This is a genomic window from Streptomyces liangshanensis (assembly GCF_011694815.1).
GTDB lineage: Bacteria > Actinomycetota > Actinomycetes > Streptomycetales > Streptomycetaceae > Streptomyces > Streptomyces liangshanensis.
The window spans coordinates 4,684,284-4,708,055 of record NZ_CP050177.1; the positions used below are offsets into that span (position 1 = coordinate 4,684,284).

Sequence of the window (23,772 nt, forward strand, 5' to 3'; positions counted from 1 at the left end):
GCCCCTTGTGGGCAGTCATGTACCACTCGGTCGCCGACCGCACGGACGACCCCTACCAGGTGACGGTCTCGCCCGGACGCCTCGAACGCCAGCTCGGGTGGCTGCGCCGCCGGGGACTGGCCGGCGTCAGCATGGCGCAACTGCTCCGCGCCCGCGCGGAGGGCCGGGGCGCCCGGCTCGTCGGGCTGACCTTCGACGACGGGTACGCCGACTTCAACGAGGCGGCCGTGCCACTGCTCCACCGTTACGGCTTCACCGCCACCGTCTACGTCCTGCCGGGACGCCTCGGCGGCGAGAACGAGTGGGACAGCCCCGGCCCCCGCAAGTCCCTCCTCACCGAGGACGGCATCCGGCTGGCCGCCGAGGCCGGCATGGAGGTCGGCTCGCACGGGCTGCGCCACATCGACCTCACCGCGGCCGACGACGAGACGCTCGCCGCCGAGACCGCGCGCAGCCGCGCCCTCCTCCAGGACATCACCGGCACCGAGGTGACCGGCTTCTGCTATCCGTACGGGACGGTCGACGAGCGCGTCATCGGGGCCGTACGGGACGCCGGGTACACGTACGCCGTCGGCATCGACCCCGGCCCGCTCACCGGCCTGTTCGCCCTCCCGCGCATCCACGTCGGCGAGAACGACACCGACCTGCGCCTGCACCTCAAGTGGCGGCTGCACCGGTGGCGCCGCCAACCCGTGCCGTACGCCGCCCCCTACGAGCCCGAGCGGGCGCGCCCATGAGAGTCCTGCACGTCATCACCGGTCTCGGCATCGGCGGGGCCGAGCAGCAACTGCGCCTCATGCTGCGGAAACTGCCGACGGACAGCGACGTCGTCACCCTCACCAACCCCGGCGCGGTCGCGCGCGGCATCGTCGCCGACGGGGTCCGCGTCCGGGACCTCGCGATGACCGGCAACCGTGACCTCGGCGCGCTGCCCCGGCTCACCGGGCTGGTCAGGCGAGGGCAGTACGACCTTGTGCACACCCACCTCTACCGCGCCTGCCTGTACGGGCGGTTCGCGGCGCGGCTCGCGGGGGTGCGGGCCGTCGTCGCCACCGAGCACTCCCTCGGCGACGCCCAGATCGAGGGCCGCCCGCTGTCCTCCGGAGCCCGCGCCCTCTACCTCGCCGGGGAACGCCTCGGCACCGCCACCGTCGCCGTCTCCGCGACCGTGGCCCGGCGCCTGGAGCGCTGGGGGGTACGGCGCGACCGCATCCACGTCGTGCCCAACGGCATCGAGGTCGACCGCTTCGCCTACGACGACGCCGCCCGCCGCGACGCCCGCAAGCGCCTCGGACTGCCGCAGGACGCGTTCGTGGTCGGCGGGGTCGGCCGGCTCACCGGCGGCAAGCGCTTCGACACCCTCGTACGGGCCGTCTCCGACCTGCCCGACGCGCGCCTGCTGCTCGTCGGCGAGGGCGCCGAGCACGTCAGGCTCCAACGGCTGGCGTACGTACGGGGGGCGGCGGACCGGATCCTGCTGCACGGCGCGTGCCAGGACCCGCCGCCCGACGCCTACACCGGCTCGGGCACCGGCACCGGCTCCCCGGCCGCGGACCCGGCGGACGGGCCCGACCTGCCCGCGCTGCTCGCCGCCATGGACGTCTTCGTCTCCACCTCCCACGACGAGGCCTTCGGGCTCGCGATCGTCGAGGCGCTGGCCGCCGGACTGCCCGTCCTGCACGTCACCTGCCCCGCGCTGGCGGACCTCCCCGCCGAAGCGGCTCCCGGCGCGCGGCAGATCACCGGCAACGTACCCGAACTGATCGCGGAGCTGAGGCGGTTCCAGGAGGCGGCCCGGGGACCGGGTGTCCACCGCCTGCCCGTCCCGGACGCCGCACGCCACTACGACATCTCCCACAGTGCCGAACAGCTGATGGCCGTCTACGAGAACGCGCTGCGCGGCCCGGCCCCCACCCGAGAAGTGAGTTGCCCATGACCAAGGAATCGAGTTCTCCGCGTCGCGAGGGCGTCAGGACCTCGCCGGTGCCGTCGAAGCCCTCGGCGTTCAGGAAGCCGCCGCTGTGGACGGTCGTGCCGGTCGCGGCCCTGATCGGCGCCCTGGCCGGCGGGGTGTACGGGACGGTCCGTACCCCGCAGTACAACGCCACCAGTTACGTCCTCGTCGTCCCCACCGAGAAGTCCGACCCGGCGGCGGCCCTCGGCTTCGCCACCGCCTACGGGCGGGTCGCCTCGCAGGTCGCGATCCTCGGCGACGCCCAGGTCTGGGCCGGCGTCCCGGCGGCCACCCTCAGGGCCAACGTGCGCACGGAGACCTCCCCGGACGCGCCGATGATCTCCGTCACCGCGACCTCGTCGAGCGCCTCGGTCGCGGTCAGCATGGCCGACGGGGTGGCCCGCTCCCTGGTCGTCAACGGCTCGCACCTCCAGACCAGCACCAACGTCAAGGTGCTCCAGTTCTCCCGCGCCGTGAAGCCGACCGCCCCGGTCTCGCCCTCCGCCCCCCTCGCGGCCCTCGTCGGGGCCAGCGCGGGCGGCCTCCTCGGCGGCCTCGGCCTGCTCGTACGGCCCAAGCGGCGCCGGACGGCCCCGGCCTACGGGACCGTACCGAACCCGTCGGCGTCGGAATCCCCGGCGCAGTCCCCGCAGTCCCAGCCCCAGCCCCAACCGGAAACGGTGTGATGGCCACCCAACCGCAGACACGTACGACGCCCGCGTCCCCCACGACGACGACCACGGTCAACGGTGCGCGCAGGACCGTGACCCCCTCCCGGTTCACGCCCTCCCGGTTCACCCGCTCCACCGCCGTCCCCGCACCCCTCACCGGGCCCGCCCCCGGCCCGGTCCTCACCACCGAACTCGTCCGGGACATCGACGGCTTCGCCGCCCTCGCCCCCGCCTGGAACGACCTGTACCGCCGCTCCCGCACGGCCACCCCCTTCCAGAGCCACGCCTGGCTCCACTCCTGGTGGCTCTCCTACGGCACCCCCGGCCGCCTGCGCGTCGTCCTGGTCCACCGGGGAGGGGACCTGGTCGCCGCGGCGCCGCTGATGCTGATCCACCGCCCGTTCCCCGTGCTGATCCCGCTCGGGGGCCCCATCTCCGACTTCTCCGACGTCCTGCTGGACGACACCTGCGCCGACGCGGCCGCCGCCCTCGCGAAGGCCCTCGCCCGCGCGGCCCGTACCGCCGTCATCGACCTGCGCGAGGTACGGCCGGGAGCCGCGGCGGAACGCGTCCACGCCTGCTGGCCCGGCCCCCGCCGGCGGCTCGCCGACTCGCCCTGCCTGGAGCTGCCCGCCGTCCCCATGGACGAGCTGCTCGGCCGCCTCGCCTCCGCCCGCGCCCAGCGCGCCCGCGCCAAGCTCCGCAAGCTCGACGCGCTCGGCATCGAGGAGCGGATCGTGCCCGGGGACGAGATCCCCGGCGCGGTCGGCCGGCTCCTGGAACTGCACCGGCTCCAGTGGCAGGGCCGCGGCGTCACCCCCGAACACCTCAGCACCCGCTTCTCCGAGCACCTGACCCGCTCGGTCCGGTCCATGGCCGAGCAGGGCGACGCCATGATCACCGAGTTCCGGCTGGCCGGGGAACTGGTCGCCTCCGACCTGACCCTGATGTCGCCCCAGCTGGCGGGCGGCTACCTCTACGGGGCCGACCCGGTGCTCCGCGCCAAGAAGGTCGACGTGGCCACGATGCTGCTGCGCACCTGCGCGCGGCAGATCGGCGCCGACGGGCGCACCACGCTGAGCATGCTGCGCGGCAACGAGCCGTACAAGCACCACTGGCGCCCGGACACCGTGTGCAACCAGCGCTTCCTTCTCGCCAGGACGTACCTGACGCCGTGGCTGCACCTGCTGGCCGCCCGCGCGGCGGGCCGCGGCCGGGCGGCCGCCCTGGTCAAACGGCTGCGGCGGGGCGGCGACAAGGCGTGACCCGGATACGGGCCGCCGTGCCACCGCCCCGCCGCGCGGGGGTGAGGGGCGTCAGGACCTCTTGCGCTCCCACCAGTCGACACGGAGGCAGAGCTTGCCGCCGAGCCAGGTCTCGACCCAGCTGCCGAGGTTCATCGGCGTGCACCCGTCCGGTGTGGGCGGGACCGGCGGCACCGGCGGCACCGGGGGCGGGGTCGGCGTCGTGGGCGTCGGCACGGGCGGGGTGGGCACGGTCGGCGTGGGGACCGGGGGCGTCGGGACCGTCGGCGTGGGGACGGGCGGCGTCGGCACGGTCGGGGTCGGTACGGGCGGCGTCGGCACGGGCTCCGGCAGCCGTCCGTACAGCTTGGAACGGAACACCTTCGACGACTGCGGATTCTTGTCGCACTGCCACACGCCGTGCGGGCAGTAGTCGGTGACGGTGTTGTAGATCGGTTTGTGGGTGTCGATCCATTCGAGCATGCGGCGCATGTACGTCGGGTTGTCGCCGTTGCGGTAGAGACCCCATTCGGGATAGGAGACGACCTTTTTGTGTGCGGCGGCGAAGTCCACGTGCTGTTTCAGGCCGTAGGGCTCATTGACCTGTTCGTCGAAGGTCCGGCCGGGGGGCTGGTCGTACGAATCCATTCCGATGATGTCCACGACGTCGTCGCCGGGGTAGCACCGGGTCCACGGCACGGCGTCCTCGCCGCGGTTCGGCGCCCAGTCGAACCGGAACTTCTGGCCGGGCACCGCGCGCATCGTCGTGACGATGCTCCTCCAGTACTTCTTCCACGACTCCGGGTCGGGGCCGCAGCGGTGCGTGTACGTGGTGCCGTTCATCTCCCAGCCGAGCACGATCACCGTGTCCGGGACACCCAGCCCGACGAGCCGTTCCGCCAGCGCCCTGAAGTGGCCGTCGTAACTGCCCGAGGCGCCTCTCTGCAGCTCACGCCGTACGACGTAGTCGGGGACCCGGCCCTCGTTGCGCTCCAGCATCGGGACGTTGAGGACGAACATCCGGTCGGCCTTGGCCTTGCGCCACTCCGCCCAGTCCGCGACGAAGCTGGGGCTGCCCTCGATGTTGGACCAGACGTCGCCGGGCAGGTAGGTGTGGCCGACACGCAGTTCCGTACCGCCGAGCCACTTCTGCATCTCGGCGATGCGCCGCACCCCCCTCGGCCCGTAGTCGAGGTAGGCGCCGAACGCCGGCGCCGGGGCCTGGGGCGGTTTCGGGTCCGGCGGGTCCACCGGACCCGTCGTGGCGGCCGGCGACGGAAGTCCCGCGCCGGTGGCAAGAAGGCCTGCCGTGACCGCACCCAGACAGGTGCTCGCCAGTCGTCGACGTCGGGACATGTGCGCTCCTCGTGATCGAGCCTCAGCTTCCGATTGCTCAGCTTCTGGTCCAAAAGTATTTCTAATAAGCCAATGGGGAACCCGGGTTGGCTTCCCAGTAGTCCGTTCGTGCATTTGATCCCCCGCATGGGTTACCGAAATGAAGGGCACACCGTGCCGAGCTTTGACACCCGCGTTCCCGCCGTGCTGCTGCGGCTGGACCGGAATCCGTTCCATCACGGCACACTCGGCGCCGTCAGATCGCTCGGCAGGGCGGGCATCGAGGTGCACGCCGTCGTCGAGGCGGCCGACAGCCCCGTCACCCGCTCCCGCTACCTCCGCGAGGCGCATCCACGGCCGGGCGACACCACGGATCTGGCGGGCATTCAGCGACTGCTGACCGGCATCGCCGACCGGCTCGCGATCCCCGCCGTCCTCCTCGCGATGGACGACCTGAGCGCCATCGCCGTGGGGCGGCTCCGGCCGGCGCTGCGCACCCGGTACCTGCTGCCTGAACAGCCGTCAGGACTGCCCGAGCGGGTCGCGGACAAGGCCGAGCTGGTCGGGATCTGCGCGGAGCTGGGCGTACCGCACCCGGAGACGGTCGTCCCCGGGAGCGCGGCGGAGGCCGCGGCGGCTGCCTGGGCGCTCGGGCTGCCGGTGGTGGCGAAGTGGAGCCGGCCGTGGCTGCTCCCGGAGGGCGCGGGGCTGCGCAGCACGCAGGTGCTGCGCTCGTCGCGGGAGGCGCGGGAGCTGTACGGGCGGAGCGCCGAGGCGGGCAGCGGGCTGCTGCTCCAGCGGTTCCTGCCGCCGGGCCGGGACCTGGACTGGTTCTTCCACGGCTACAGCGGCCGGGACGGGACGTGCCTGGTGGGGGCGGCCGGGCGCAAGGAGCGCTCCTGGCCGGTGGGGGCGGGGCTGACCGCGGTGGGGCGGTGGCTGTCCCACCCGGAGGTGGAGCGGACGGCGCGTCAGCTGGTCGCCGCGCTCGGCTACCGGGGGATCCTCGACCTGGACTTCCGGCAGGACGCCGCTACCGGCGCGTACCACCTGCTCGACTTCAATCCCCGGCCCGGCGCACAGTTCCGGCTCTTCACGGACGGCGCGGGCACCGATGTCGTACGGGCGCAGCACCTCGACCTGACGGGGCGGGCGGTCCCGGCGCCGGTGGCGGCGTACGGGCGGACGTTCGTGGTGGAGAACTACGCGCTGCTGTCGGCGCTGGCGTCGCGGGGCGCCTCGGCGGGGGACTTCCCGGGCGCCGGGTCCTTCCCGGGGGCGTGCGCGGGGCGGGAGGCCGCGTGGTGGGCGCGGGACGACTGGCGGCCGGCGGCGGCGATGGCGGGGGCCTGGGTACGGCACGGGGCGCGGCGCGGTGGCCGGCGGCTGCTGCGGGGCCGGGCGGCGGGGGCCGGCGCGGCGGCCGGGGAGGTGGTTCTCGTACGGCAGCGGCGGGGCGGTTCCGGTGCGCCGGCGCGGCCGCCGGTTCCGCTGGGGGGCCGGTCGCCGGACGGGTTCGAGGAGGGACCGTCCGGCGACCGGTGACGCGCCGTCGCGGATACGGGCAGAGCCTGTCGCGGGCAGGCACGGTCACGATCCGGAGGGGACGGCCGGGGCGCGTGGCTTGAGGCGTCCCGGGACTCGTGTCCAGGCGCGTGCCTGGACGCCTGCCTAGACGCCTGCCTAGACGCCTGCCTAGACGCGTGCCTTGGCGGTGCTGCGGCGGTAGAGGATCCCGCCGCCGAGCAGCAGGCCGGCGCTCATCGCGGCGGCGGCGAGGAGGTGGTCGCCGCCGGTCTCCGCGAGCTGCGGGGCCTCGGCGCGGGCCGGGGCGTGCGGCCGGTGCTGGGCGGGGACGACCGGCGGGGCGGTGTGGTGCGGGACGGGCGTGTTCGGGTGCGTGACGGGGGTGTTCGGGACCACGGACCGGTCGTCGACCGGGGGCTGGACCGGGGGCACCTGGCGGACGGGGGCCGGGGGCGTGACCTGGCGGGTGCCGCAGTTGTTGCCGAAGGCCGGGTTGAGGAGGCCGACGACGTCCGCGGTGTTGCCGCAGGCGTTCAGGGCGAGGTCGACGGGGGCTTCGAGGAGGTTGCCCGCGAGCACGCCCGGGGAGCCGGCGGCGGTGCCGGAGGCGTGCGTGGAACCGGCCCCCTCGACGTGGGGGCGCGGGGAGACCGGGGCCTCGTGCACGGCGGGGCCGGGCTGGGGGCGCGGGTCGGGGGCGGGGGCGGGCTTGTGCTCGCGTACGGGCGCGGGGGCCGGGGCGTGCGCGGGGGCGGGCGCCGACGTGTGGGGGGCGGGGCGGGCGTGGGCCGGCTTCGGCGCGGCGTGGGCGGGCTTCGGCGCCGCGTGGGCCGGGGCCGGGGCGGGGGCGGCCTGGGCGGGCTTCGGTGCGGCGTGGGCCGGGGCCGGGGCCGCGTGGGAAGGCGCCGGGGCGGCGTGAGCCGGGGCGGGGGCGGCCGGGGGGTGGTTCTCGTGTGCCTGCGGGCGGGGCGCGGGCGCCGTGTGCGCGGGCGCGGGGGCCGGGGCGGGGGCCTGCCGGTACGCCGCCGGGGCCTGCGGGGCGTACCGGCCGTACGTCTCGTGCGCGGAGGAGTGGGCGGAACCGGACGTGGACCCGCAGTTGTTGCCGAACGACGGGTTGAGGGCGCCCACCGGGTCCACGGTGTTGCCGCAGACGTTGACCGGGACCTCCAGCGGCGCCTGGATGGTGTTGCCCGAGAGCACGCCGGGCGATCCGACGGCCGCCCCGTCGGCCTCGGCCGCCATGGCGTAGCCGCCCGTCATGGACAGCACACTCGACGCCGCGGCGGCGGTGAGCAGTCCCTTGCTGATGAGGTCTCGCATCTGGTTCTCCTCCTGCTGGCGGATTCGGCAAGCAGTTGTCGCGGGTGGATCAGGTCCCAACTGAGGCCGGTCCCCGAGCGCGTGTCGCACGCGCTCGGGGACCGGCCGAAGAAGCAGCCCCGAGGGGGCGTTCGCGTAACGTCAGTCGTTGACGCAGGCGTTGCCGAAGGCCGGGTTCAGCAGACCGATGATGTTGATGCTGTTGCCGCACACGTTCACGGGGATGTGCACGGGCACCTGGACGACGTTGCCGGACAGGACGCCGGGGGAGCCGATGGCGGCGCCCGTCGCGTCGGAGTCGGCCATGGCCGGGGCAGCGGCGCCGACGGCGAGGAGCAGCCCCGCGACGACGGATGCGGCCTTCTTGTACTTCATCTTTGAGCCCTTTCCGCAGCGGAGGAAACGTCCGCACGACTGTCGTGGTACGCGAGCCTCGTAGGACCGGCTCACACGTCCGCTGCTGGAACTCCAACGAGTCGGCGGATTCAAGGAAACTGGCCGGTTTGTGCCTTTTCCCGGTTTCACCCGACTGCCGCGCGGAGAGGTTTCGTTTCTGCGGCGAGATCGCGTATGCGGAGGCGAAGAACCCGTACCGGATTCCCCGGATTTCCCTTTTTCCGTACCGGCGACGTCATAGCGGCACAGTCGTATCGGCACAGTCATGGCGGCACAGCGAAACGGGCCGGCCGGGGCGTCGGTGCCCCGGCCGGCCCGTCGGCCGGGACCAGGGCCCCGGCGATGGCGCGTACGACGGATCAGCTGTTGCCGACGCCGTTGCCCGAGAGGACCGGGATGTCGTCCAGGATGTGCGACAGCGGCTCGTCGCCCTTCGCCTGGGTGGAGTTCTCGGTGCACTGCTGGTTCTGCGGCGAGGCCAGGACGTTGATGTCCTGGACGGCGACCGGCACGAGAACGCCGACGACCGAACCGACGTTGGCCTTGACCGGCAGGCCGACACAGAGGTCGTTCAGCGAGCTCTGGACCAGCTCACCCTGCGGGCTCATGGCGCCGTGGGTCGAGTTGTTGCCGTACGACGAGCCGGCACCGTTGCCGCTCGCGGAGGTCGTGCCGTGGTCGTTGCCGACCGCGAGCGCGGTGGGCGCCGCCGCGGCGGATACGCCGACTACGGAGGCGGCGACGGCGGCGCCGGCCATAATCTTCTTGATCACGAGAGTGTCCTTTTCTCAAAGAAATCCAGGTGGAGCGACCTGCACAACCGCGTCCCGGGTGTTTGGTTGCGGTGCTTCACTCGATCGGCTTGTTGAACGCGGGTAATAGGCCATTGGAGTGAAGTGAAAGAACTAAACCGACGATGCGAAGTTGCTCAGTGCGCCCCGGGGACTTTGGGGCATCCTTCAGAAGGGGACTTATCGTGATCAAGAAGGTTCTGGCCGGCGCCGCTGTCGCCGCTTCCGTCGTGGGCATCTCCGCCACGGCCGCCCCGCAGGCCCTGGCCGTCGGCAACGACCACGGCACCACCTCCGCCAGCGGCAACTTCGCCAGCCAGCAGTACGGCAACTCCGCGACGTACGGGAACATGAGCCCGCAGATGGCGCTCATCCAGGGTTCGCTCAACAAGCCCTGCATCGGGCTGCCCGCGAAGCTGAACCTCGGCTCCCTCGTGGGCGCCGTCCCGATCGCGGTCCAGGACGTCAACATCCTGTCCTCGCCGCAGAACCAGCAGTGTGTCGAGAACTCGACGCAGGCCAAGGGCGACGAGCCGCTGTCGCACATCCTCAACGACATCCCGATCCTGTCCGGGAACGGCGCGAACAACAGCTGACACGTCGACCGAGCGATCGGCCGAGGGCCGGACCACCGCTGAACCCCGCGGCGGTCCGGCCCTTTCGCGTCCCCTGTTCCCCCTCCCCCTGTTCCCCCTCCCCCTGCTCCCCCTCCCCCTGTTCCTGCTCACATCGGTGGTGCCGCGCTCGTGTCCAGACGATCCTGCGTCCGCTTCACCCTCCGGGCCGTCGCCCTGACCGTGCTCATCGGTACGGGGCTGGGCTGCGCCTCGACCGCCGTACCGCGCGTCGAGCGGACGGATGTCTTCGGCGGTCTCGACAACCGCCCCGAGGCCGGTCCCGGGATGAACATCCTGTTGGTCGGTACGGACGGGAGGGAGACCGTCACGCCGTACGAGAAGCGCGTGTACCGGATGGGCGGGATCGCCTGCGACTGCACCGACACGATGATGCTCGTCCACGTCTCCGGCAACCGTGACCGCGTCAGCGTCATCAGCCTGCCCAGGGACTCGTACGCGCGGATCCCCGCCCACCGCGACCGCCGCGACGGCCGGGCGCGCCCGGAGCGCGCCGGCAAGCTGAACGCGGCGTACCAGCGGGGCGGTCCGGCGCTCGCCGTACGGACGGTGGAACGGATGACGGGCGTCCACATCGACCGGTACCTGCAACTCGGCTTCCGTAGTTTCATCAACACCATCGACGCGCTCGGCGGCGTCGGGATCTGCACGACACGCCACCTCAAGGATCCGTCGACCGCGCTGGACCTGGCGCCGGGCACGTCGGAGGCGAAGGGGAGCCGGGCCCTTCAGTACGTACGGTCGAGGAAGGTCGACGGGACCGCCGACTTCGGCCGGATCCAGCGCCAGCAGCGGTTCCTGGTCGGGGTGTTGCGGCGGATGGCCCGCGACGACACGGCGCGCGACCCGTCCCGGATGAAGGCGCTGGTGTCGGCGCTGCTGGGCGGGGCCGGGCAGGTGCGGGTGGACCGCGGCTTCACGACGGCGGAGCTGCTGACGCTGGCGCTCCAGCTGCGCGACCTGCCGCCGGCGGCGACGGAGTTCGCGACCGTGCCGGTCAGCGGGTTCCGGAAGCGCGTGCCCGGCGTCGGCGAGACGCTCCAGTGGGACACGCGCAAGTCCCGCTCGATCTTCGCCGCGCTGCGCGCCGACGAACCGCTCGCGGCGGTGAGCCTGGACGCCCCGCCGCCCAGCGCCTGGCACGAGAGCGAGTACGCCCCGGTGTCCGGGGCGGCGCTGGACTGCGGCTGATCACGGGGCGGCGCATGACAGGGCCTTTCGGGCTCTAAACAGAAAAGCGTTGGGCCGTTCGGGGGAATGCCCGAAACCATCGGCGCTGTGGCGAGTTGAGCAAATCGGATTCCACCGGTGGAGTCCGACTTTCCGGAAAGGCATTTAAATGAACAAGCTGTGGGCAACCGCTGCTGTAGCGGCATCGCTCGTCGGGGCCTCGGCCGCCGTCGCGTCGCCGGCCCTGGCCGTCGGGAACGACACGGGCACGACGTCGTTCAGTGGTAACGGTGCCGAGCAGTCCTTCGGCAACTCGTCGACCCACGGGGACATGAGCCCGCAGCTCAGCCTCGTCCAGGGTTCGCTGAACAAGCCCTGCATCGGCCTGCCCGCCAAGGTCAACGCCGGTTCGCTCGTGGGCCTCGTCCCGATCGCGGTCCAGGACATCAACGTCCTGTCCTCCCCGCAGAACCAGCAGTGCACCGAGAACTCCACCCAGGCGAAGGGCGACGAGCCGCTGTCGCACATCCTGGACGACATCCCGGTCCTGTCCGGCAACGGCGTCGGCAACAACTAGTTGCCTCGAAGGCCCGGCCCGGCGTGCAGACGCCGGTCCGGGCCTTCGCGCTGTCCGGGGTCCCGTTCCGTCAGGTCCCATTCCGTCAGGTCCGGTCCTGTCCGGTTCCGTTCGGTTCCGTTCGGGCTGTTCAGTAGCCGCGGCCGAGGTCGGCGCGCAGGAGGTTCGGGTCCGGGTTCGCCGGGGTCGAGTAGGCGGCGCTGGTCACGTACAGCGTGCCGTCGGCGATGCCGATCGAGGTGGGGTCGTCCAGACCGTCCGCGGCGCCGAGCACCACGGAACGGGTGCCGTCCGGCTTGATGAACAGGACGCGGTCGGAGCCGAAGTCCGCCGCGAACACACTGTCGCCGCGGCCGGGGAAGGCGAAGTCGTCGATGCCGGGCGTGCCGGTGTACCTGGTCTGCGCCGTGCCCGCCCGGCCGTGCGGCCCGATCGGGATGCGCAGCAGGGTGCCCGCGTCCAGATTGGACACCCAGACCGCGTCGTTGTGCAGTTTCAGCCCGTTGGCGCCGAACGACGCCGTCCTGGCGAGCGCAGCCCCCGTCGCCCAGGCCGTGGGCCTGCCACCGGCGGCCGGGGCCCGCCAGACGGTGCCCAGCGAGGAATCCGCGATGTAGAGCTGACCGGTCGCGCGGTCGAGGGCGATCCCGTTGGGGAAACTGTCCGCGGGGAGGGCGACGACGCGCTGCGGGGTGCCGCCGGGACGGATGCGCCACACCCCGGTCCGGCTGTCGTTCCCGGCCGCGTAACCGACGTAGAAGGTGCCGTCCTGGTCCTTCGCCAGGCCGGTCGCGATCGCCACACCGATCGTCGGGGTGCGGATCCCGCCGTCCGCCGGCGCGGGCAGGGTGGCGAGCACCTTGGTGCTCCCGTCGGCCGTCACCCTCGCGATCTGGTGGCTGCCGGCGAAGACCAGGGTGACCGAGTGGTCGGCGTCGACCACCTGGTTCTCCGGCAACTGCCCGGCGGCGGCGTCGAAGTGCTTCACGACCCGCGGGTGGGACACCGGCCAGTTCGACGCCGGTGAGCCGGTCGCCGACGCCGAGGCCACCCCGACGGGGGCGGCCAGCGCGGCGGCGGAGAGGACGAAGGCGACGGCTGCCCGTAGGGCGGTTCGGTACGACATGGTGACTCCTGCTCGGAGGTGAAGGAGCATGGCCCGACAGCCATGCCGATCTGGCGGTGAGTCCGGAGCGGCTACCGCTCACACCATGTATACGAGCCGCGTTCCGCCCCTGGCCGGGGCGAAGGTGGCCCCGTGAGGGCCAGCTTTCCCGGCGAGGCGCGCCTGGTCAGACCAGGCAGAACTCGTTCCCCTCCGGGTCTGCCATCACGAAATGATCGGGCCTGCCCTGGAGTTCGTCCTCGCGGATCACCATCGCGCCCGCGGCCGTCAGCCGGTCCCTCGCCGCCGTCACCCGGGGCCACCGGATCTCCCACGGGGTCTCCCGGCCGCCGCCGATCTGGAGGTCCAGGTGGAGCCGGTTCTTGGCGACCTTCGCCTCCGGCACCCGCAGGAACGAGATGCTGGGTCCCACGCCGTCCGGGTCGGACAGGTAGGCCCCGTCGTCCCACTCCTCCTCCGGTACGTCGTGCTGGGCGAACCACTCCTCCCAGCTCGCGAACCCGGCCGGTGCCGGACGCTCCACGTACCCGAGCGCCAACGCCCAGAACCGCGCCAGCTCGCCGGGCTGCGCGCAGTCGACGGTCACGGTCCACTTGGTCGACATGAGGGTTCCTGTCAGCTCGGATCCGGGGGGTGGCGCGGCCTTCCGCGTCAGCAGGATAGTCCTCGCCTTTCGGGCGGCGGGCCCGCGCTCCGGGGAGGTCGTTACGACGCGGCGGGCCTCGCGAGAGTCAGTTCGGTCCACCGCCGCAGTTCCTCCGCGTGGCTCCCGACCGCCGTCGCCCGGGCGACCGCTGGGGCCTCTTCGGGCGAGGGCTCGCCCTTGCGGGAGAGCAGGGTGAGGGGCCAGGCCGGGACGCCGGACCGCACTCCGTCGAAGGGATGCCAGTCCCAGGCCGCGTCGAACCGCCAGGCGCGCCCGTCCTGGTCGGCGACCTCGTCGCCCGGTTCGAGGAAGGCGTAGGGGCGGAGGAGCAGTCGGGCGCGGATCGGTTCGTCGCCCGCCGGGTCGATGGTGTAACCCTGGTCCTCGAACTCGGGGTTGTGGGTCTCGCCCCGCAGCAGGACTTCTACGTACGACGCGGGCCGCGGCAGCATTCCGGTCACCAGGGGCGGATCGAAATGGTGGATCGCGTGGACGTGCACGACAGTTGGGGGGATGCCCACCCGGCAGGTGTCGCCGGGTTTCAGCGCGGTCTCCGCCGGCTCGGTTCGGAAGATCTCCTGGTCGTATTCGTAGGACTCAGGGGTGGGAAGCCCCCTGTCGCCGTTCCACCTGAAGTTTGCGGCCTGCGGGTCCACTTCCGACCACGGCCACCGTACGGAGACGTGGAAGGGGGTGGTCCCGGTGACCGTGGTCTCGGTGAACGCACACTCCAACTCCAGTACGTCACCGGCCCGGAACCGGTCCCCACCGCTGTCCGCACTCTGCCCGTCCACCGCGTCCTCCTCGAAGTTCAGGGCGATCCTGGTACTACTTGATTCATGCAGGAAGAGACGGCGCGGTCCGCGATCGATACGTTCATCTCCGCCTTCAACGCCTCGGACGACACGTATGTGACGGCGTTGCTCTCGCAGGCGCTCACCTCGGACGTCGTCTTCTGGGGGCCGTTGGGCCGCAGCGAGGGGATCGAGGCGGTCGAGCGGTTCGTGCTGGACCTCCGGAAGCACCCGGCCGGGCCCGGTTCGATGGTCCGGTGCTCGGCGGTGGACATGCCGGACGAGTGGGCCCGTTACCAGTGGGTCTTCGCCACCCCGGACGGAGGCCCCCGCCTGGCGGGAACGGATGTCGTCCACCTGCGCAGGAGCCTCATCGACCAGATCATCGTCTTCGCGGGGGAGATCGATCCGTCCCCGTGAGGGTTCCGGTCAGTTCGGGTCGCCGACGAGGGTGAGCAGGGCTGTCCAGGCGGTGGGGGAGAAGGTGAGGACGGGGCCGGTCGGGTTCTTGCTGTCGCGGACCGGGATGAGGTTGTGGGTTGCCGCGTAGGTGGGGGACCACTCGATGCAGTTGCCGCCGTCGCCGCCGCTGTATGTGCTCTTGACCCACTCGCGGATGTTGGTCATGTCGCGTGATCCTCCGTGATCTTGCGGATGAAGGCCGCTGAGTCGTCGGGCGACAGTGCCGCGGCGCGCAGCCTGTCGTACGTGGACTGCGCGTTCGCGACGGCTGTCGCCGAGTCGGTTACGTGTCCTCGACCCGTCGTCTCCGAGTACATGACGGGTGCCCCGTCCTCCTGCGTTAGCAGGATAAACGGAACGTGTGAAGCGGGCGCACCCGCTCTGAAGGGGAGCACCTGGATCATGATGTGGGGTGATTCAGCCACGCTGACCAAGTGGTTGCGCTGTTCGGCCATGACCTCGTTGCCGCCCACCGCCGTGCGCAGAACACCCTCGTGGAAGATCACCCATAGAAGTGGTGGAGCCTCACGGTTCATGACATCGCGACGTTGGAGACGTGCCTCGACCCATCCGTTGATCGTTGCATCGGCGGCACGTGGGTGCATGGCACGGAACACCGCCTTGGCGTAGGCGGGTGTTTGCAACATGCCCATGATGAACGCGTTCGAGTAGTCCGAGATCGTCGTCGCCGTCTGTTCCAGCTTCACGTACGGGATGAACCAGCCCGGGTGGCCGCGTTCGCTCACGCGGCGGCGGAGGCGGCCGAAGCTGCCTGGGGTGCCGAAGACGCGGTCGCATGCGTCGGCGAACTGTTGGGATGCCAGTAACGCGCCGCTCTCCACCTTGCTCACGTACGGGCGCTTGTAGTGCGTCGCCTCGGCCAGTTGTTCCTGGGTCATTCCCGCGAACTCTCTCGCGTGCCTGACCTCGTTCCCGAAGTAGGCGGCCCCGTCCTGCGGTTCGGCGGATTCCTCTACGGCTGTTTCGCTCATTTGTTCAACTCCTTTGCGTTCCACGTGGTTTGGAACGCGGTTTTTGCTGTTCAGCGTAGAGGCTCGTGGTCATGCTGGGAGGCGAAATCATTCGATCGCGGGTGGAGAGGAATCCGGAATGGCGGAGGTTCGCGCCGACGAGGACGAGTTGGCGGCGTTAATCGAGCAGGGGGGCTTCTGGCGCCTCGTACCCGAGTGGGTTCCCAGGGAATTCGCCGTACCGACAAGGGAGTTGGCGGAGCGGGTGGCGCTCGGGCTCAGGCGGTCGCTCGATGACCGGCAGTGAGGCGCGGCGGTTGCTGTCCCGGCTGGTGGACGCGTTCGGGGTGGACGGGGCGTTGGTGGTGTGGAAGGCGGGTCCGGGGGGAGAACCGGGCGGCGGTGCCGACGGGGCGGATCTCGCGCCCGGGTCGGGGCTTCGGTGGCCGGACTGTGAATGCGGGCATTCTTTGTGCCCCGATTACAAGCCGCCCGTTTCCCCTGCGGAGGAACTCAGCGCGCGGGTTGCCGAACGGAACAAGTGGAGTCGGCGGGGGCGGCTGTGAAGGAAAGGGGAAAGGGGCACGGCGTCGGCCGTGCCCCCGGTGGTGCGGCTCAGACGCGGGTGATCTTGGGGAAGGCCTTCGTGGTGTCGACGTAGTACTTGCGGACCAGCGGGCCGAAGCCGCTCTCCGCGCCGCCCAGGATCATCGCCTTGACGGCGTCCAGGCTCCCGGCGGCGGTGAAGTCCTGCGGCTTGGTCTCGGTCTCGCCGGTGACCACCTTCTTCCACGCCGCCTGGGACTCCGTCGTGGCGCTGACGTCCGGGTCGAAGCCCAGGTAGTAGCCGCGTCCGTCGCTCTCCTGCCCGACGGCGAGGAAGACGATCACGTGGAATCCGACGTTGCGTTCGTTGTTGAACTTGCTCTTGGCCCCGCCCACGTGTCCGGTCGAGCCGTTGACGTACACGGCGCGCTCGGCCTTCACGGCCTTGTCGATGGCGGCCCACTTGGCCGCGACGCCGCCGATCGCGACCGCGAGGTCGCTGGGCTCGTACAGCCCGCCCTCCCCGGGGCTCAGTAGAGCGCCGACCCGCCGGGCGCGTACCTGGCAGTCGCTGTCCAGCATCTTCGCGAACGTGGAATCGGCCGGCATCTGGAGCCAGCACTTGAGGCGGTCGAGCGCGGTGCCCGTCGTCGCGTCCACCGCCTTCGCGATCCGCTCCCTGATGTCCTTGATCGTCGGTGTGGTCGTGTCGCCGGCTTGGACGTAGGCCTGCTCGATCATGAAATATCCCCCCATATTGGGTTCCCCTTCGCTTCACTATGACGCACGGGGGGTGCCCGCGGTAGAGCGGAGCGTGAAGCTCGGGGGGAGGGGTGGCGTGCCGCCGTGTCGGGGACGGCCGTGTGGAACGCTCGGCTGGGGGAGCCCAGCCGAGCGTTTGAAGGCGTTGCTTGCCGCGTGACGGCGGTGGGTCAGGAGAGGGCGCCGTCGTAGTCGGGGAGCTTGAAGGTCTTCTCCGCGTGGCCGCCCACGAAGTCGGACGTGTTGTTGCCTATGTTGGCGATGATCGTGTAGCCGCGGCGCTCGATGTCGGCTCTCTTGGACGCCTTGTACGTGCCCGCGTCGCCGAACAGGTCGCCGATGCTCCGCTCGTACAGGCCGGTGACCGGGTAGCCGACGGACGTCAGGTTCGGCTTGGTCACCCAGCCGATGAAGTCGGGGCGGGCGGTGATGAAGAAGACCGCCACGCCGTGGGCGTCCGCGTAGCGGGCGAGGTCGAGGGTGGGGGCGACGGCGGGGGAGGGCGGGAAGGGGGAGAAGTAGGTCTCCAGCGAGGTGTTGTCGATGTCGAGGACGATCGCCTTCTTCTGGCCCGAGCCGTCGGCGATGCGCTGTTCGAGGTACGGGCGGGCCTCGTCCGTCACCTTGCGTACGTCGGCCTGCCAGGTGGCGTAGTCGACGGCTGCGGCGGCGGAGGTGGCCGCGGACGCGGACGCGGTGGTGGGGGCCGGGGGCGGGGTCGACGGGGCTGCCTGGGCGGTGGTCGTGCCCGCCAGGGCCACGAGTGCCGCTGTGGCGACGGCGGCGCCAAGTCGATTGATCCGCAGGGGGGTTGCCATGGTTCCTCCTCGGTGTCCGGGCCCGGGGTGCGGGTGCCGGGTTTGCTGTTGATCCAGACCTAAGCCGAGAAGAGTGGTGCGCGGGGTGTGGGTGGCGAAGTCGGGCGGTGAATGTTTGGTGACATGGACACGTCTGGATGGTGGGGGGTGCGGCTCGGCCGCGGCTCGGCTGTGGCTCCGGGTGGTTCGCGCTGGTTCGGTACTGTGCCGGGGTGCTGACCGTGACAAGCGTGAACGTGAATGGCCTCCGCGCCGCCGCCAAGAAGGGCTTCGTGGAGTGGCTCGCCGGCACCTCCGCCGACGTGGTCTGCCTCCAGGAGGTGCGGGCCGAGCCCGATCAGCTGCCGGCCGGCGTGCGGGAGCCGGCGGGCTGGCACACCGTGCACGCGCCGGCCCTCGCGAAGGGGCGGGCGGGGGTGTCGCTGTACACGCGCCGGGAGCCGGACGGGACGCGGATCGGCTTCGGCAGCGAGGAGTTCGACGCGAGCGGGCGGTACGTGGAGGTCGATCTGCCCGGCGTGACGGTGGCCAGCCTCTACCTGCCCTCGGGCGAGGTGGGCACCGTACGGCAGGAGGAGAAGTACCGCTTCATGGACGAGTTCCTCGTGTACCTGGAGGGGCTGCGGAAGCGGGCGGAGGCGGCGGGGCGCGAGGTGGTGGTCTGCGGGGACTGGAACATCGCGCACACCCCGGCCGACCTCAAGAACTGGAAGGCCAACGCCAAGTCGTCCGGCTTCCTGCCCGAGGAGCGCGCCTGGCTGACGCGGGTCTTCGACGAGGTCGGTTACGTGGACGTCGTACGGGCGCAGCACCCGGACCAGGAGGGGCCGTACTCCTGGTGGTCGTACCGGGGGCGCGCCTTCGACAACGATTCGGGCTGGCGCATCGACCTCCAGGTGGCGACGCCGGGGCTGGCGGAGCGCGTGGTGAAGGCGTATGTGGAGCGGGCGGCGACGCACGGGGAGCGGTGGAGCGACCACGCGCCGGTGACGGTGGTCTTCGACCGGGGTTAGTTCGACCGGGGTGAGGGGGCGCGTTCGCGTCCGGTCTCAGGGGCTGGAGGGTGGCGGGCGTAGTTTGCGGTCCAGGGCCATGGAGAGTTCCGCTGCCACCACGGTCTGGGCCAGGGGGCGGAGGGTGGTGGGGTCCGGGTCCGGGTTGGCGGTGTGGGTGCGGAGGGTGGTCACGAACAGGTCGGCCAGGGCGTCCGCGTGGGCGCGGACCTCGATCGCCGCCGCCAGGACCGCGGCGAGGGGGACGCCCTCGCGGACCAGGGCCGAGGAGGCGTCCAGGAGGCGGCGGCTGATGTGGACGATGTCGTTGCCGTCGACGGCCAGGTAGCCGAGGTCCAGGGCGGCGGCGAGGTTCTCGGGGGTGACCTCGCCCTCGAAGTGGTCGGCCAGCTCCTCGGGGGAGAGGCGGACGGGGGTTTCCTCGGTCGGTTCGTCCAGGCCGAGCGCCGAGGCGAAGCCGTCGGGGGTCCGCGCCGCCTCGAAGGCGGCGGCCAGGTCGGCGATGCCGTTGAGGGTGTGGCCGCGTTCCAACAGGGCCGCGATCGTGCGGAGTCGGGCCAGGTGGCCGTCGTCGTACCAGGCGATCCTGCCGTCGCGGCGCGGTGGCGCGATGAGGCCGCGCTCGCGGTAGAAGCGCACGGTGCGGACCGTGATGCCCGCCGCGCGGGCCAGGTCGGCCATGCGGTACTCCATGGCCGTCACTTTATGGGGTGCGGGGGAGGCGGGCCGGTCCACGTGCTTCGGGCGGTAACCCGTTGCTGTCGCTTTCGTGGGTACGGCAGGGTGGGCGGCATGCTCGAACTGCGCGCTGTGGACTCGGACGACTGGGCGGTCTGGCGGGAACTGCGCCTGGCGGCGCTGGCGGAGGCGCCGTACGCGTTCGGGTCGACGCTTGCCCAGTGGCAGGGGGACGGCGACCGCGAGGAGCGCTGGCGTGCGCGGCTGGGGATTCCGGGCGCGCATGACGTGATCGCGGTGGTGGACGGCCGGCCCGCGGGGATGGCGAGCGGGGTGCCGGTGACGGGCGCGGAGGGCGCGGAGGACTGCGTCGAGCTGATCTCGATGTGGGTGAGTCCGGCGGCCCGGGGGAGGGGCGTCGGCGATTCCCTGATCGGGGAGGTCGTGCGGTGGGCGGTGGCGCGGGGGGCCAGGTCCCTGCGCCTGTCGGTGATGCCGGACAACGGGAGGGCTGTGGCCCTTTACGAGCGCAACGGGTTCACGGACGCTGGTGCGCCAGTTGCTGCTCAGCGGGACGGTGCGGGCGCGAGTGCGAGTGCGGGCACTGGTGCGGAGCGGGCCATGGTTATGGATCTGCGGTGAGCACCCTTGTCGCGCGCGTAGGTCTCGTAGGAGCGAGATGATAGAACCGATGGGTGGTCCGGTCGGTGGAGTGGTCTGCCTGGACGGAATGGGGGGGAATTCGTGACGTTCGAGCAGGAATGGGCCCAACTGCGCGCGGAGGCGGTCGCGCGGACCGGTATGCGGATCAACAGCATTCCGGCCGAAGGCGGCGGAGGTGGTGGGGGCGATCTGGTGGTCGATCGGGACGACCTCGGCGCCATCGGGCATGACGCGTATGGGTTGTTGGGGCGGTTGGGGAAGGACGGCGACATCGCCCGTACCTCGACGTTCGACGCGGCGACGGCGCTGACCAGCGGGAACTTCGCGAGCGGTTCGGCCGTGATGAAAGTGCACGATTTCTGGCAGACCCACCTGAAGACGCTGCTGGACGCCTGCGCGCAGATTTCGAATCATCTCGATTACAGCAAGGCCCAGCACGCCAAGGACGATGTGAAGATCGAGGGTGATCTGACGCGGATATCCGTGCTCAGTGAATACCTGAAATAGGGCTCGGGGGAGCACGCGACATGCTGACGTACGAGGACATCATCGACGCCCCGGTGGCGAAGCTGAAGGCCGCCGCCGACGACTGGTCGGAGATGGCGGGGAAGCTGGACAAGCTCGCCGCCGACGCCACCGACGGGATGAAGGCGAAGGCGGACAGCGCGGCCTGGGAAGGCGTCAACGCGGGGGTCACCAAGGCGTTCATCGGGAAGACGGCCAAGGAGTTCGCGGACGCCGCGGCCGAGGCCCGGGGCGTCAAGTCGATCCTGGAGGACGGTCACCTGGCCATCAAGAAGGCCAAGGACGACCTGATCGCCATCCGGGACCACGAGGGCCCCGCGGCCGGCATCCGCGTGGACGGCAAGGGCAAGGTCACGGCGCGGAACCCGTTGTCCGGGATCCCCGCGGCGCGGCACGACCCCGACTACAGCCTGGGTCTGCAACAGGAGCGGCGGAACATCGAGTCGTGGCAGAAGAGGATCGACCTCATCGTCGACAACTGCAACGACACCGACCTCGCCCTCAAGAACACCCTTGAGGCCAACGTCACCGACCGCAAGGACTTCGGCGCTCCCACGTACACGAAGCTGGACCAGGAGGAGGCCGCCCGCGCCGCCGCGCTGGCGGCCAAGGGCCGGGACCTCACCCACGCCGAACTTCAGCAGCTCAACGAGCTGCTGAAGGACAACAGTTCGTCCGTGGAGTTCTCCAAGAACTTCTACGAGAAGCTCGGCCCCGAGAAGTCGCTCGCGTTCTTCGGCCAGCTTTCGACGGACACGTACGAGTACGGCAAGGTCGACGCGGAGCGCCTCAAGGACGTCCAGGAGCTCCAGAAGAACCTGGGCCTCAATCTCGCCACCGCCTCCCACGACAAGGAGTTCACCGACAAGTGGGGTCCGGAGCTGCGGAAGTTGGGCACGGAGCGCGTTCCGCTGGCCAAGCACGACTTCGGCGGGCCGTTCGGGTACCAGTTGCTCGGCGGGATCATGCGGTACGGGAACTACGACGCGAAGTTCCTCAACCCGATCGCCGAGCATGTGGCGCAGCTGCACCAGAAGGACCCGTACCTGTTCGCCGAGAACAAGATGGTGAACAGTCCGTTCAAGAACCCGTTCAACCCCTCCGGCGTGAACGGGGCCGGCTACGACCCGGCGACCGCCATGCTGGAGGCGCTCGGCAACAGCCCGGAAGCGGCCAAGAGGTTCTTCGCCGACCCGCCGACGGCGTACAACGAGGACGGCACGGTCAACCACGGCGGCACGGTCGACCTCGGCAAGAACAAGGACGGCGACCGGATCGACAACTACCTCGACTTCTTCGGCAACGAGAAGTGGGAGTCCTTCCCCGACGTCAACTCGCTGGACCAGAAGGAACTGGAGGCGTCGCTCGGCCAGATGCCCGACGCCCTCGGCCACGCCCTGGAGGCGGCGACACTCGGCTACCCGGCGGGACAGTCGGACGCCGGCGTGGTGCGGGACGCGGACAACGCCGCCGTGATGCAGCAGGTCATGGAGAAGTACGGCGCGGACCCCGGGCTGCTCAAGAAGCACGAGGTGATGGCCGACAGCCTGGGCGTCATGGGCGCCGGCTACATCGACGACATCAACTGGGCGTTGGACAAGAACGCTTCGGGCAGCGTGTTCGCCCCGGGCAGGAACCTGGACGGGCACCTCGACTTCGCGGACACGGCGGACGGGAACGGGCGGAGCGTCGCCCGGAGCTTCCTCAGCACCATCGGTCAGCACCCGGACGCCTATGCGACGGTCTCCACCGCGGAGCAGGTCTACACCCGCAGTGTGCTGGAGGGGACGGTGGGTCCGGACGGGAAGATCGAGGAGGGCGCGGCCAGGGCGACCGTCCGCGTGGGCGCCGAGGTGCAGGGCATGCTCGACCAGTCGCGGGCCGACCAGGTGGAGGCGACGAACCTCAAGACCCACGAGGACTACGAGAAGGCGGTCGCCAAGCGGGCGGGCTGGGTGGAGTTCGGGGCCACGGCGGGCATCGCGGCGGGCGTCGCCTTCCTGCCCGTGACCGCGGCCGTGGGGACGGCGGCGGTGCTCATCCCGCTGGCGACCGACACCGCCAGTGGCGCTCTCGAACAGGTCGTGAGCCAGGTGGTCGGCGATGTCTCCGACAACTCGGTGGACGGGCACAAGGAGAAGGTCGAGGAACTCAACGGCGAGGAGAGGAAGAGGATCTACTCCGCCGGCGAGAGCATGGCCGAGTCCCCGATGGAGAAGTTCTTGCTTCACAACGGAGTGGATCCCGACAGCGATTTCGCAGAGGACCTACGCCAATCGATGCTGCTGGGTTACGGGGTCGGCAACGACCGGGAGAACCAGCAGGGCAACGACCCCGAGACCGGCTGAGGAGACGTAAGGATGGGGACAGTGATCAGTCGTAGGTCGGTGGGCGGGAGATTTCTCACCGCGGCCGTGACCGGCTTGGTGCTTCTGGTAGCCACGGGTTGTGGAGGCGACGGGAACAAGGCTCCGAAGGAGCGCGACAAGCCTGTGGCGGGGACTCAACTTTGCGGTGGCCAGGCAATGTCCGCCGACGCGTCCCAGGCGCTGAAGGTGATCACGGGGGAGTCGGGGTTCGAGCGGTCCGGGAAGGAGTACACCGTCCCGCGGGCCGCGGAGGACCTCATCACCTCCGATCCCAGGATTGCTCGCGGGGACGCCTGCCGTGTCTACACGCCCATCGGCACGCCGGAATTCGAGCTGCGAATCACCTGGAGGCGGATCGTCGGCACCCTGAAGGGCGCCCCCGCGCCGAAGTTCACCGTTCTGAGGATGGGGGAGCTGGCCTTGGCGGCGGCGGACAGCGCGAGCGTTCAGTTCGCTTGCAGAAGCGACAAGTTGTCCGGTATGGCGAGCGACGTCCACATCCGGATCAGCGTGGAGCGTGGAGGTATGCCGAAGCCGCCCGAGGGTGACGTCGAGGCGTTGAAGGACGCCTATGCGACCGTGGCGCACTCCTACTCGTTGGCGATGGCCAAGGAGCTGGGCTGCCAGAAGAACGGTGGGCTTCCGGACAAGGCGGTGTTGGATCCCGCGTAGCGGTCGGACCTCCCGGGCGTACCGGCGGTAACTTTTCCCGTCGGGGACCTACCCATGGGTAGGTGGGTGTTCTACGCTCCTGATCGTGCCAGTGATTACTGGCG

Annotated in this window: 27 protein-coding genes; 15 read left to right on the forward strand and 12 right to left on the reverse strand. The window is 70.9% G+C overall.

Annotation, left to right across the window (positions count from 1 at the left end):
- Positions 1 to 17: 17 nt before the first annotated feature.
- The 4 genes from HA039_RS20345 to HA039_RS20360 are packed head-to-tail and all read left to right on the forward strand — an operon-like array spanning position 18 to position 3,890.
- On the forward strand, positions 18 to 737 hold the full coding sequence (locus tag HA039_RS20345; protein WP_167031975.1) for a polysaccharide deacetylase family protein: 720 nt from the start codon (positions 18 to 20) through the stop codon (positions 735 to 737).
- Positions 734 to 1,936 carry a glycosyltransferase gene (locus HA039_RS20350; RefSeq protein WP_167031978.1) on the forward strand — a complete coding sequence of 401 codons (1,203 nt, stop codon included), beginning with the start codon at positions 734 to 736 and terminating at the stop codon, positions 1,934 to 1,936. The genes HA039_RS20345 and HA039_RS20350 overlap by 4 nt, the downstream gene beginning before the upstream one ends.
- On the forward strand, positions 1,933 to 2,640 hold the full coding sequence (locus HA039_RS20355) for a YveK family protein (protein ID WP_243869616.1): 708 nt from the start codon (positions 1,933 to 1,935) through the stop codon (positions 2,638 to 2,640). Before HA039_RS20350 ends, HA039_RS20355 begins: the two co-directional genes overlap by 4 nt.
- Positions 2,640 to 3,890: a GNAT family N-acetyltransferase gene (locus HA039_RS20360; protein ID WP_167031981.1), complete on the forward strand. Its 1,251-nt coding sequence runs from the start codon at positions 2,640 to 2,642 to the stop codon at positions 3,888 to 3,890. The genes HA039_RS20355 and HA039_RS20360 overlap by 1 nt, the downstream gene beginning before the upstream one ends.
- A gap of 51 nt (positions 3,891 to 3,941) precedes the next feature.
- On the opposite strand, the gene HA039_RS20365 is transcribed toward HA039_RS20360, so the two are convergent.
- A complete protein-coding gene (locus tag HA039_RS20365; protein ID WP_167031984.1) occupies positions 3,942 to 5,225 on the reverse strand; it encodes a glycoside hydrolase family 26 protein in 1,284 nt (427 codons plus the stop codon).
- Positions 5,226 to 5,378: 153 nt separating this feature from the next.
- Between HA039_RS20365 and HA039_RS20370 the strand changes: the two genes are divergently transcribed.
- Entirely contained in the window at positions 5,379 to 6,749 is a 1,371-nt protein-coding gene (locus tag HA039_RS20370) for a carboxylate--amine ligase (protein WP_167031987.1), read from the forward strand.
- Positions 6,750 to 6,899: 150 nt separating this feature from the next.
- On the opposite strand, the gene HA039_RS20375 is transcribed toward HA039_RS20370, so the two are convergent.
- From HA039_RS20375 to HA039_RS20385, 3 genes are all read right to left on the reverse strand, one after another.
- Positions 6,900 to 8,054: a chaplin gene (locus HA039_RS20375; protein WP_167031990.1), complete on the reverse strand. Its 1,155-nt coding sequence runs from the start codon at positions 8,052 to 8,054 to the stop codon at positions 6,900 to 6,902.
- Between the two features lie 141 nt (positions 8,055 to 8,195).
- Complete coding sequence (locus HA039_RS20380) at positions 8,196 to 8,429, reverse strand: chaplin (protein ID WP_167031993.1); 234 nt, start codon at positions 8,427 to 8,429, stop codon at positions 8,196 to 8,198.
- 380 nt (positions 8,430 to 8,809) lie between these two features.
- The gene (locus HA039_RS20385; protein ID WP_167037212.1) at positions 8,810 to 9,220 is read right to left on the reverse strand and encodes a rodlin; all 411 of its coding nucleotides are present in this window, start codon (positions 9,218 to 9,220) and stop codon (positions 8,810 to 8,812) included.
- Between the two features lie 206 nt (positions 9,221 to 9,426).
- On the opposite strand from HA039_RS20385, the gene HA039_RS20390 reads away from it, so the two are divergent.
- The 3 genes from HA039_RS20390 to HA039_RS20400 all read left to right on the forward strand — a co-directional run bounded on the left by HA039_RS20390 (position 9,427) and on the right by HA039_RS20400 (position 11,623).
- On the forward strand, positions 9,427 to 9,837 hold the full coding sequence (locus HA039_RS20390) for a rodlin (protein ID WP_167031996.1): 411 nt from the start codon (positions 9,427 to 9,429) through the stop codon (positions 9,835 to 9,837).
- 150 nt (positions 9,838 to 9,987) lie between these two features.
- On the forward strand, positions 9,988 to 11,067 hold the full coding sequence (locus HA039_RS20395; protein WP_167031999.1) for an LCP family protein: 1,080 nt from the start codon (positions 9,988 to 9,990) through the stop codon (positions 11,065 to 11,067).
- 148 nt (positions 11,068 to 11,215) lie between these two features.
- Complete coding sequence (locus HA039_RS20400; RefSeq protein WP_167032002.1) at positions 11,216 to 11,623, forward strand: rodlin; 408 nt, start codon at positions 11,216 to 11,218, stop codon at positions 11,621 to 11,623.
- 130 nt (positions 11,624 to 11,753) lie between these two features.
- On the opposite strand, the gene HA039_RS20405 is transcribed toward HA039_RS20400, so the two are convergent.
- The 3 genes from HA039_RS20405 to HA039_RS20415 form a co-directional block, all read right to left on the reverse strand.
- Positions 11,754 to 12,749 (reverse strand): SMP-30/gluconolactonase/LRE family protein, encoded by a 996-nt coding sequence (locus HA039_RS20405; RefSeq protein ID WP_167032005.1) that lies wholly within the window; start codon positions 12,747 to 12,749, stop codon positions 11,754 to 11,756.
- 166 nt (positions 12,750 to 12,915) lie between these two features.
- A complete protein-coding gene (locus tag HA039_RS20410) occupies positions 12,916 to 13,353 on the reverse strand; it encodes a VOC family protein (RefSeq protein WP_167032008.1) in 438 nt (145 codons plus the stop codon).
- 101 nt (positions 13,354 to 13,454) lie between these two features.
- The gene (locus tag HA039_RS20415; RefSeq protein ID WP_167032011.1) at positions 13,455 to 14,189 is read right to left on the reverse strand and encodes a hypothetical protein; all 735 of its coding nucleotides are present in this window, start codon (positions 14,187 to 14,189) and stop codon (positions 13,455 to 13,457) included.
- Between the two features lie 45 nt (positions 14,190 to 14,234).
- On the opposite strand from HA039_RS20415, the gene HA039_RS20420 reads away from it, so the two are divergent.
- A complete protein-coding gene (locus HA039_RS20420; RefSeq protein ID WP_167032016.1) occupies positions 14,235 to 14,609 on the forward strand; it encodes a nuclear transport factor 2 family protein in 375 nt (124 codons plus the stop codon).
- Positions 14,610 to 14,618: 9 nt separating this feature from the next.
- Here the strand turns inward: HA039_RS20420 and HA039_RS20425 are convergent, their stop codons facing one another.
- A complete protein-coding gene (locus tag HA039_RS20425; protein WP_167032019.1) occupies positions 14,619 to 14,816 on the reverse strand; it encodes a DUF397 domain-containing protein in 198 nt (65 codons plus the stop codon).
- Positions 14,813 to 15,643 carry a helix-turn-helix domain-containing protein gene (locus tag HA039_RS20430; RefSeq protein WP_167032022.1) on the reverse strand — a complete coding sequence of 277 codons (831 nt, stop codon included), beginning with the start codon at positions 15,641 to 15,643 and terminating at the stop codon, positions 14,813 to 14,815. Before HA039_RS20430 ends, HA039_RS20425 begins: the two co-directional genes overlap by 4 nt.
- 118 nt (positions 15,644 to 15,761) lie before the next feature.
- On the opposite strand from HA039_RS20430, the gene HA039_RS20435 reads away from it, so the two are divergent.
- Entirely contained in the window at positions 15,762 to 15,929 is a 168-nt protein-coding gene (locus tag HA039_RS20435; RefSeq protein WP_167032025.1) for a hypothetical protein, read from the forward strand.
- Positions 15,930 to 16,237: 308 nt separating this feature from the next.
- Here the strand turns inward: HA039_RS20435 and HA039_RS20440 are convergent, their stop codons facing one another.
- Both HA039_RS20440 and HA039_RS20445 read right to left on the reverse strand, forming a co-directional pair.
- Positions 16,238 to 16,909 (reverse strand): hypothetical protein, encoded by a 672-nt coding sequence (locus HA039_RS20440; RefSeq protein ID WP_167032027.1) that lies wholly within the window; start codon positions 16,907 to 16,909, stop codon positions 16,238 to 16,240.
- Between the two features lie 191 nt (positions 16,910 to 17,100).
- A complete protein-coding gene (locus HA039_RS20445) occupies positions 17,101 to 17,748 on the reverse strand; it encodes an HAD family acid phosphatase (protein WP_167032030.1) in 648 nt (215 codons plus the stop codon).
- A gap of 191 nt (positions 17,749 to 17,939) precedes the next feature.
- On the opposite strand from HA039_RS20445, the gene HA039_RS20450 reads away from it, so the two are divergent.
- A complete protein-coding gene (locus tag HA039_RS20450; protein ID WP_167037215.1) occupies positions 17,940 to 18,761 on the forward strand; it encodes an exodeoxyribonuclease III in 822 nt (273 codons plus the stop codon).
- Positions 18,762 to 18,797: 36 nt separating this feature from the next.
- On the opposite strand, the gene HA039_RS20455 is transcribed toward HA039_RS20450, so the two are convergent.
- Positions 18,798 to 19,454, reverse strand: coding sequence for a MerR family transcriptional regulator (locus tag HA039_RS20455; protein WP_243869618.1), 657 nt, complete (start codon positions 19,452 to 19,454; stop codon positions 18,798 to 18,800).
- 99 nt (positions 19,455 to 19,553) lie between these two features.
- Between HA039_RS20455 and HA039_RS20460 the strand changes: the two genes are divergently transcribed.
- The 4 genes from HA039_RS20460 (at position 19,554) to HA039_RS20475 (ending at position 23,668) form a co-directional block, all read left to right on the forward strand.
- Entirely contained in the window at positions 19,554 to 20,081 is a 528-nt protein-coding gene (locus tag HA039_RS20460; RefSeq protein ID WP_167032034.1) for a GNAT family N-acetyltransferase, read from the forward strand.
- 102 nt (positions 20,082 to 20,183) lie between these two features.
- On the forward strand, positions 20,184 to 20,609 hold the full coding sequence (locus tag HA039_RS20465; RefSeq protein ID WP_167032037.1) for a hypothetical protein: 426 nt from the start codon (positions 20,184 to 20,186) through the stop codon (positions 20,607 to 20,609).
- A 20-nt stretch (positions 20,610 to 20,629) separates the two neighbouring features.
- The gene (locus tag HA039_RS20470; RefSeq protein ID WP_167032040.1) at positions 20,630 to 22,975 is read left to right on the forward strand and encodes a hypothetical protein; all 2,346 of its coding nucleotides are present in this window, start codon (positions 20,630 to 20,632) and stop codon (positions 22,973 to 22,975) included.
- A 177-nt stretch (positions 22,976 to 23,152) separates the two neighbouring features.
- On the forward strand, positions 23,153 to 23,668 hold the full coding sequence (locus HA039_RS20475; RefSeq protein ID WP_167032043.1) for a hypothetical protein: 516 nt from the start codon (positions 23,153 to 23,155) through the stop codon (positions 23,666 to 23,668).
- Positions 23,669 to 23,772 lie beyond the last annotated feature (104 nt).

Excerpts from the sequence above, each read along its gene's own strand:
- HA039_RS20375 (WP_167031990.1), bottom strand. The coding sequence starts at position 8,054 with ATGCGAGACCTCATCAGCAAGGGACTGCTCACCGCCGCCGCGGCGTCG.
- HA039_RS20400 (WP_167032002.1), top strand. The coding sequence starts at position 11,216 with ATGAACAAGCTGTGGGCAACCGCTGCTGTAGCGGCATCGCTCGTCGGG.
- HA039_RS20475 (WP_167032043.1), top strand. The coding sequence starts at position 23,153 with ATGTCCGCCGACGCGTCCCAGGCGCTGAAGGTGATCACGGGGGAGTCG.
- HA039_RS20405 (WP_167032005.1), bottom strand. The coding sequence starts at position 12,749 with ATGTCGTACCGAACCGCCCTACGGGCAGCCGTCGCCTTCGTCCTCTCC.
- HA039_RS20355 (WP_243869616.1), top strand. The coding sequence starts at position 1,933 with ATGACCAAGGAATCGAGTTCTCCGCGTCGCGAGGGCGTCAGGACCTCG.
- HA039_RS20445 (WP_167032030.1), bottom strand. The coding sequence starts at position 17,748 with ATGGCAACCCCCCTGCGGATCAATCGACTTGGCGCCGCCGTCGCCACA.
- HA039_RS20430 (WP_167032022.1), bottom strand. The coding sequence starts at position 15,643 with ATGAGCGAAACAGCCGTAGAGGAATCCGCCGAACCGCAGGACGGGGCC.
- HA039_RS20425 (WP_167032019.1), bottom strand. The coding sequence starts at position 14,816 with ATGACCAACATCCGCGAGTGGGTCAAGAGCACATACAGCGGCGGCGAC.
- HA039_RS20380 (WP_167031993.1), bottom strand. The coding sequence starts at position 8,429 with ATGAAGTACAAGAAGGCCGCATCCGTCGTCGCGGGGCTGCTCCTCGCC.
- HA039_RS20345 (WP_167031975.1), top strand. The coding sequence starts at position 18 with ATGTACCACTCGGTCGCCGACCGCACGGACGACCCCTACCAGGTGACG.
- HA039_RS20365 (WP_167031984.1), bottom strand. The coding sequence starts at position 5,225 with ATGTCCCGACGTCGACGACTGGCGAGCACCTGTCTGGGTGCGGTCACG.
- HA039_RS20410 (WP_167032008.1), bottom strand. The coding sequence starts at position 13,353 with ATGTCGACCAAGTGGACCGTGACCGTCGACTGCGCGCAGCCCGGCGAG.
- HA039_RS20460 (WP_167032034.1), top strand. The coding sequence starts at position 19,554 with ATGCTCGAACTGCGCGCTGTGGACTCGGACGACTGGGCGGTCTGGCGG.
- HA039_RS20470 (WP_167032040.1), top strand. The coding sequence starts at position 20,630 with ATGCTGACGTACGAGGACATCATCGACGCCCCGGTGGCGAAGCTGAAG.
- HA039_RS20455 (WP_243869618.1), bottom strand. The coding sequence starts at position 19,454 with ATGGAGTACCGCATGGCCGACCTGGCCCGCGCGGCGGGCATCACGGTC.
- HA039_RS20360 (WP_167031981.1), top strand. The coding sequence starts at position 2,640 with ATGGCCACCCAACCGCAGACACGTACGACGCCCGCGTCCCCCACGACG.
- HA039_RS20435 (WP_167032025.1), top strand. The coding sequence starts at position 15,762 with ATGGCGGAGGTTCGCGCCGACGAGGACGAGTTGGCGGCGTTAATCGAG.
- HA039_RS20440 (WP_167032027.1), bottom strand. The coding sequence starts at position 16,909 with ATGATCGAGCAGGCCTACGTCCAAGCCGGCGACACGACCACACCGACG.
- HA039_RS20350 (WP_167031978.1), top strand. The coding sequence starts at position 734 with ATGAGAGTCCTGCACGTCATCACCGGTCTCGGCATCGGCGGGGCCGAG.
- HA039_RS20420 (WP_167032016.1), top strand. The coding sequence starts at position 14,235 with ATGCAGGAAGAGACGGCGCGGTCCGCGATCGATACGTTCATCTCCGCC.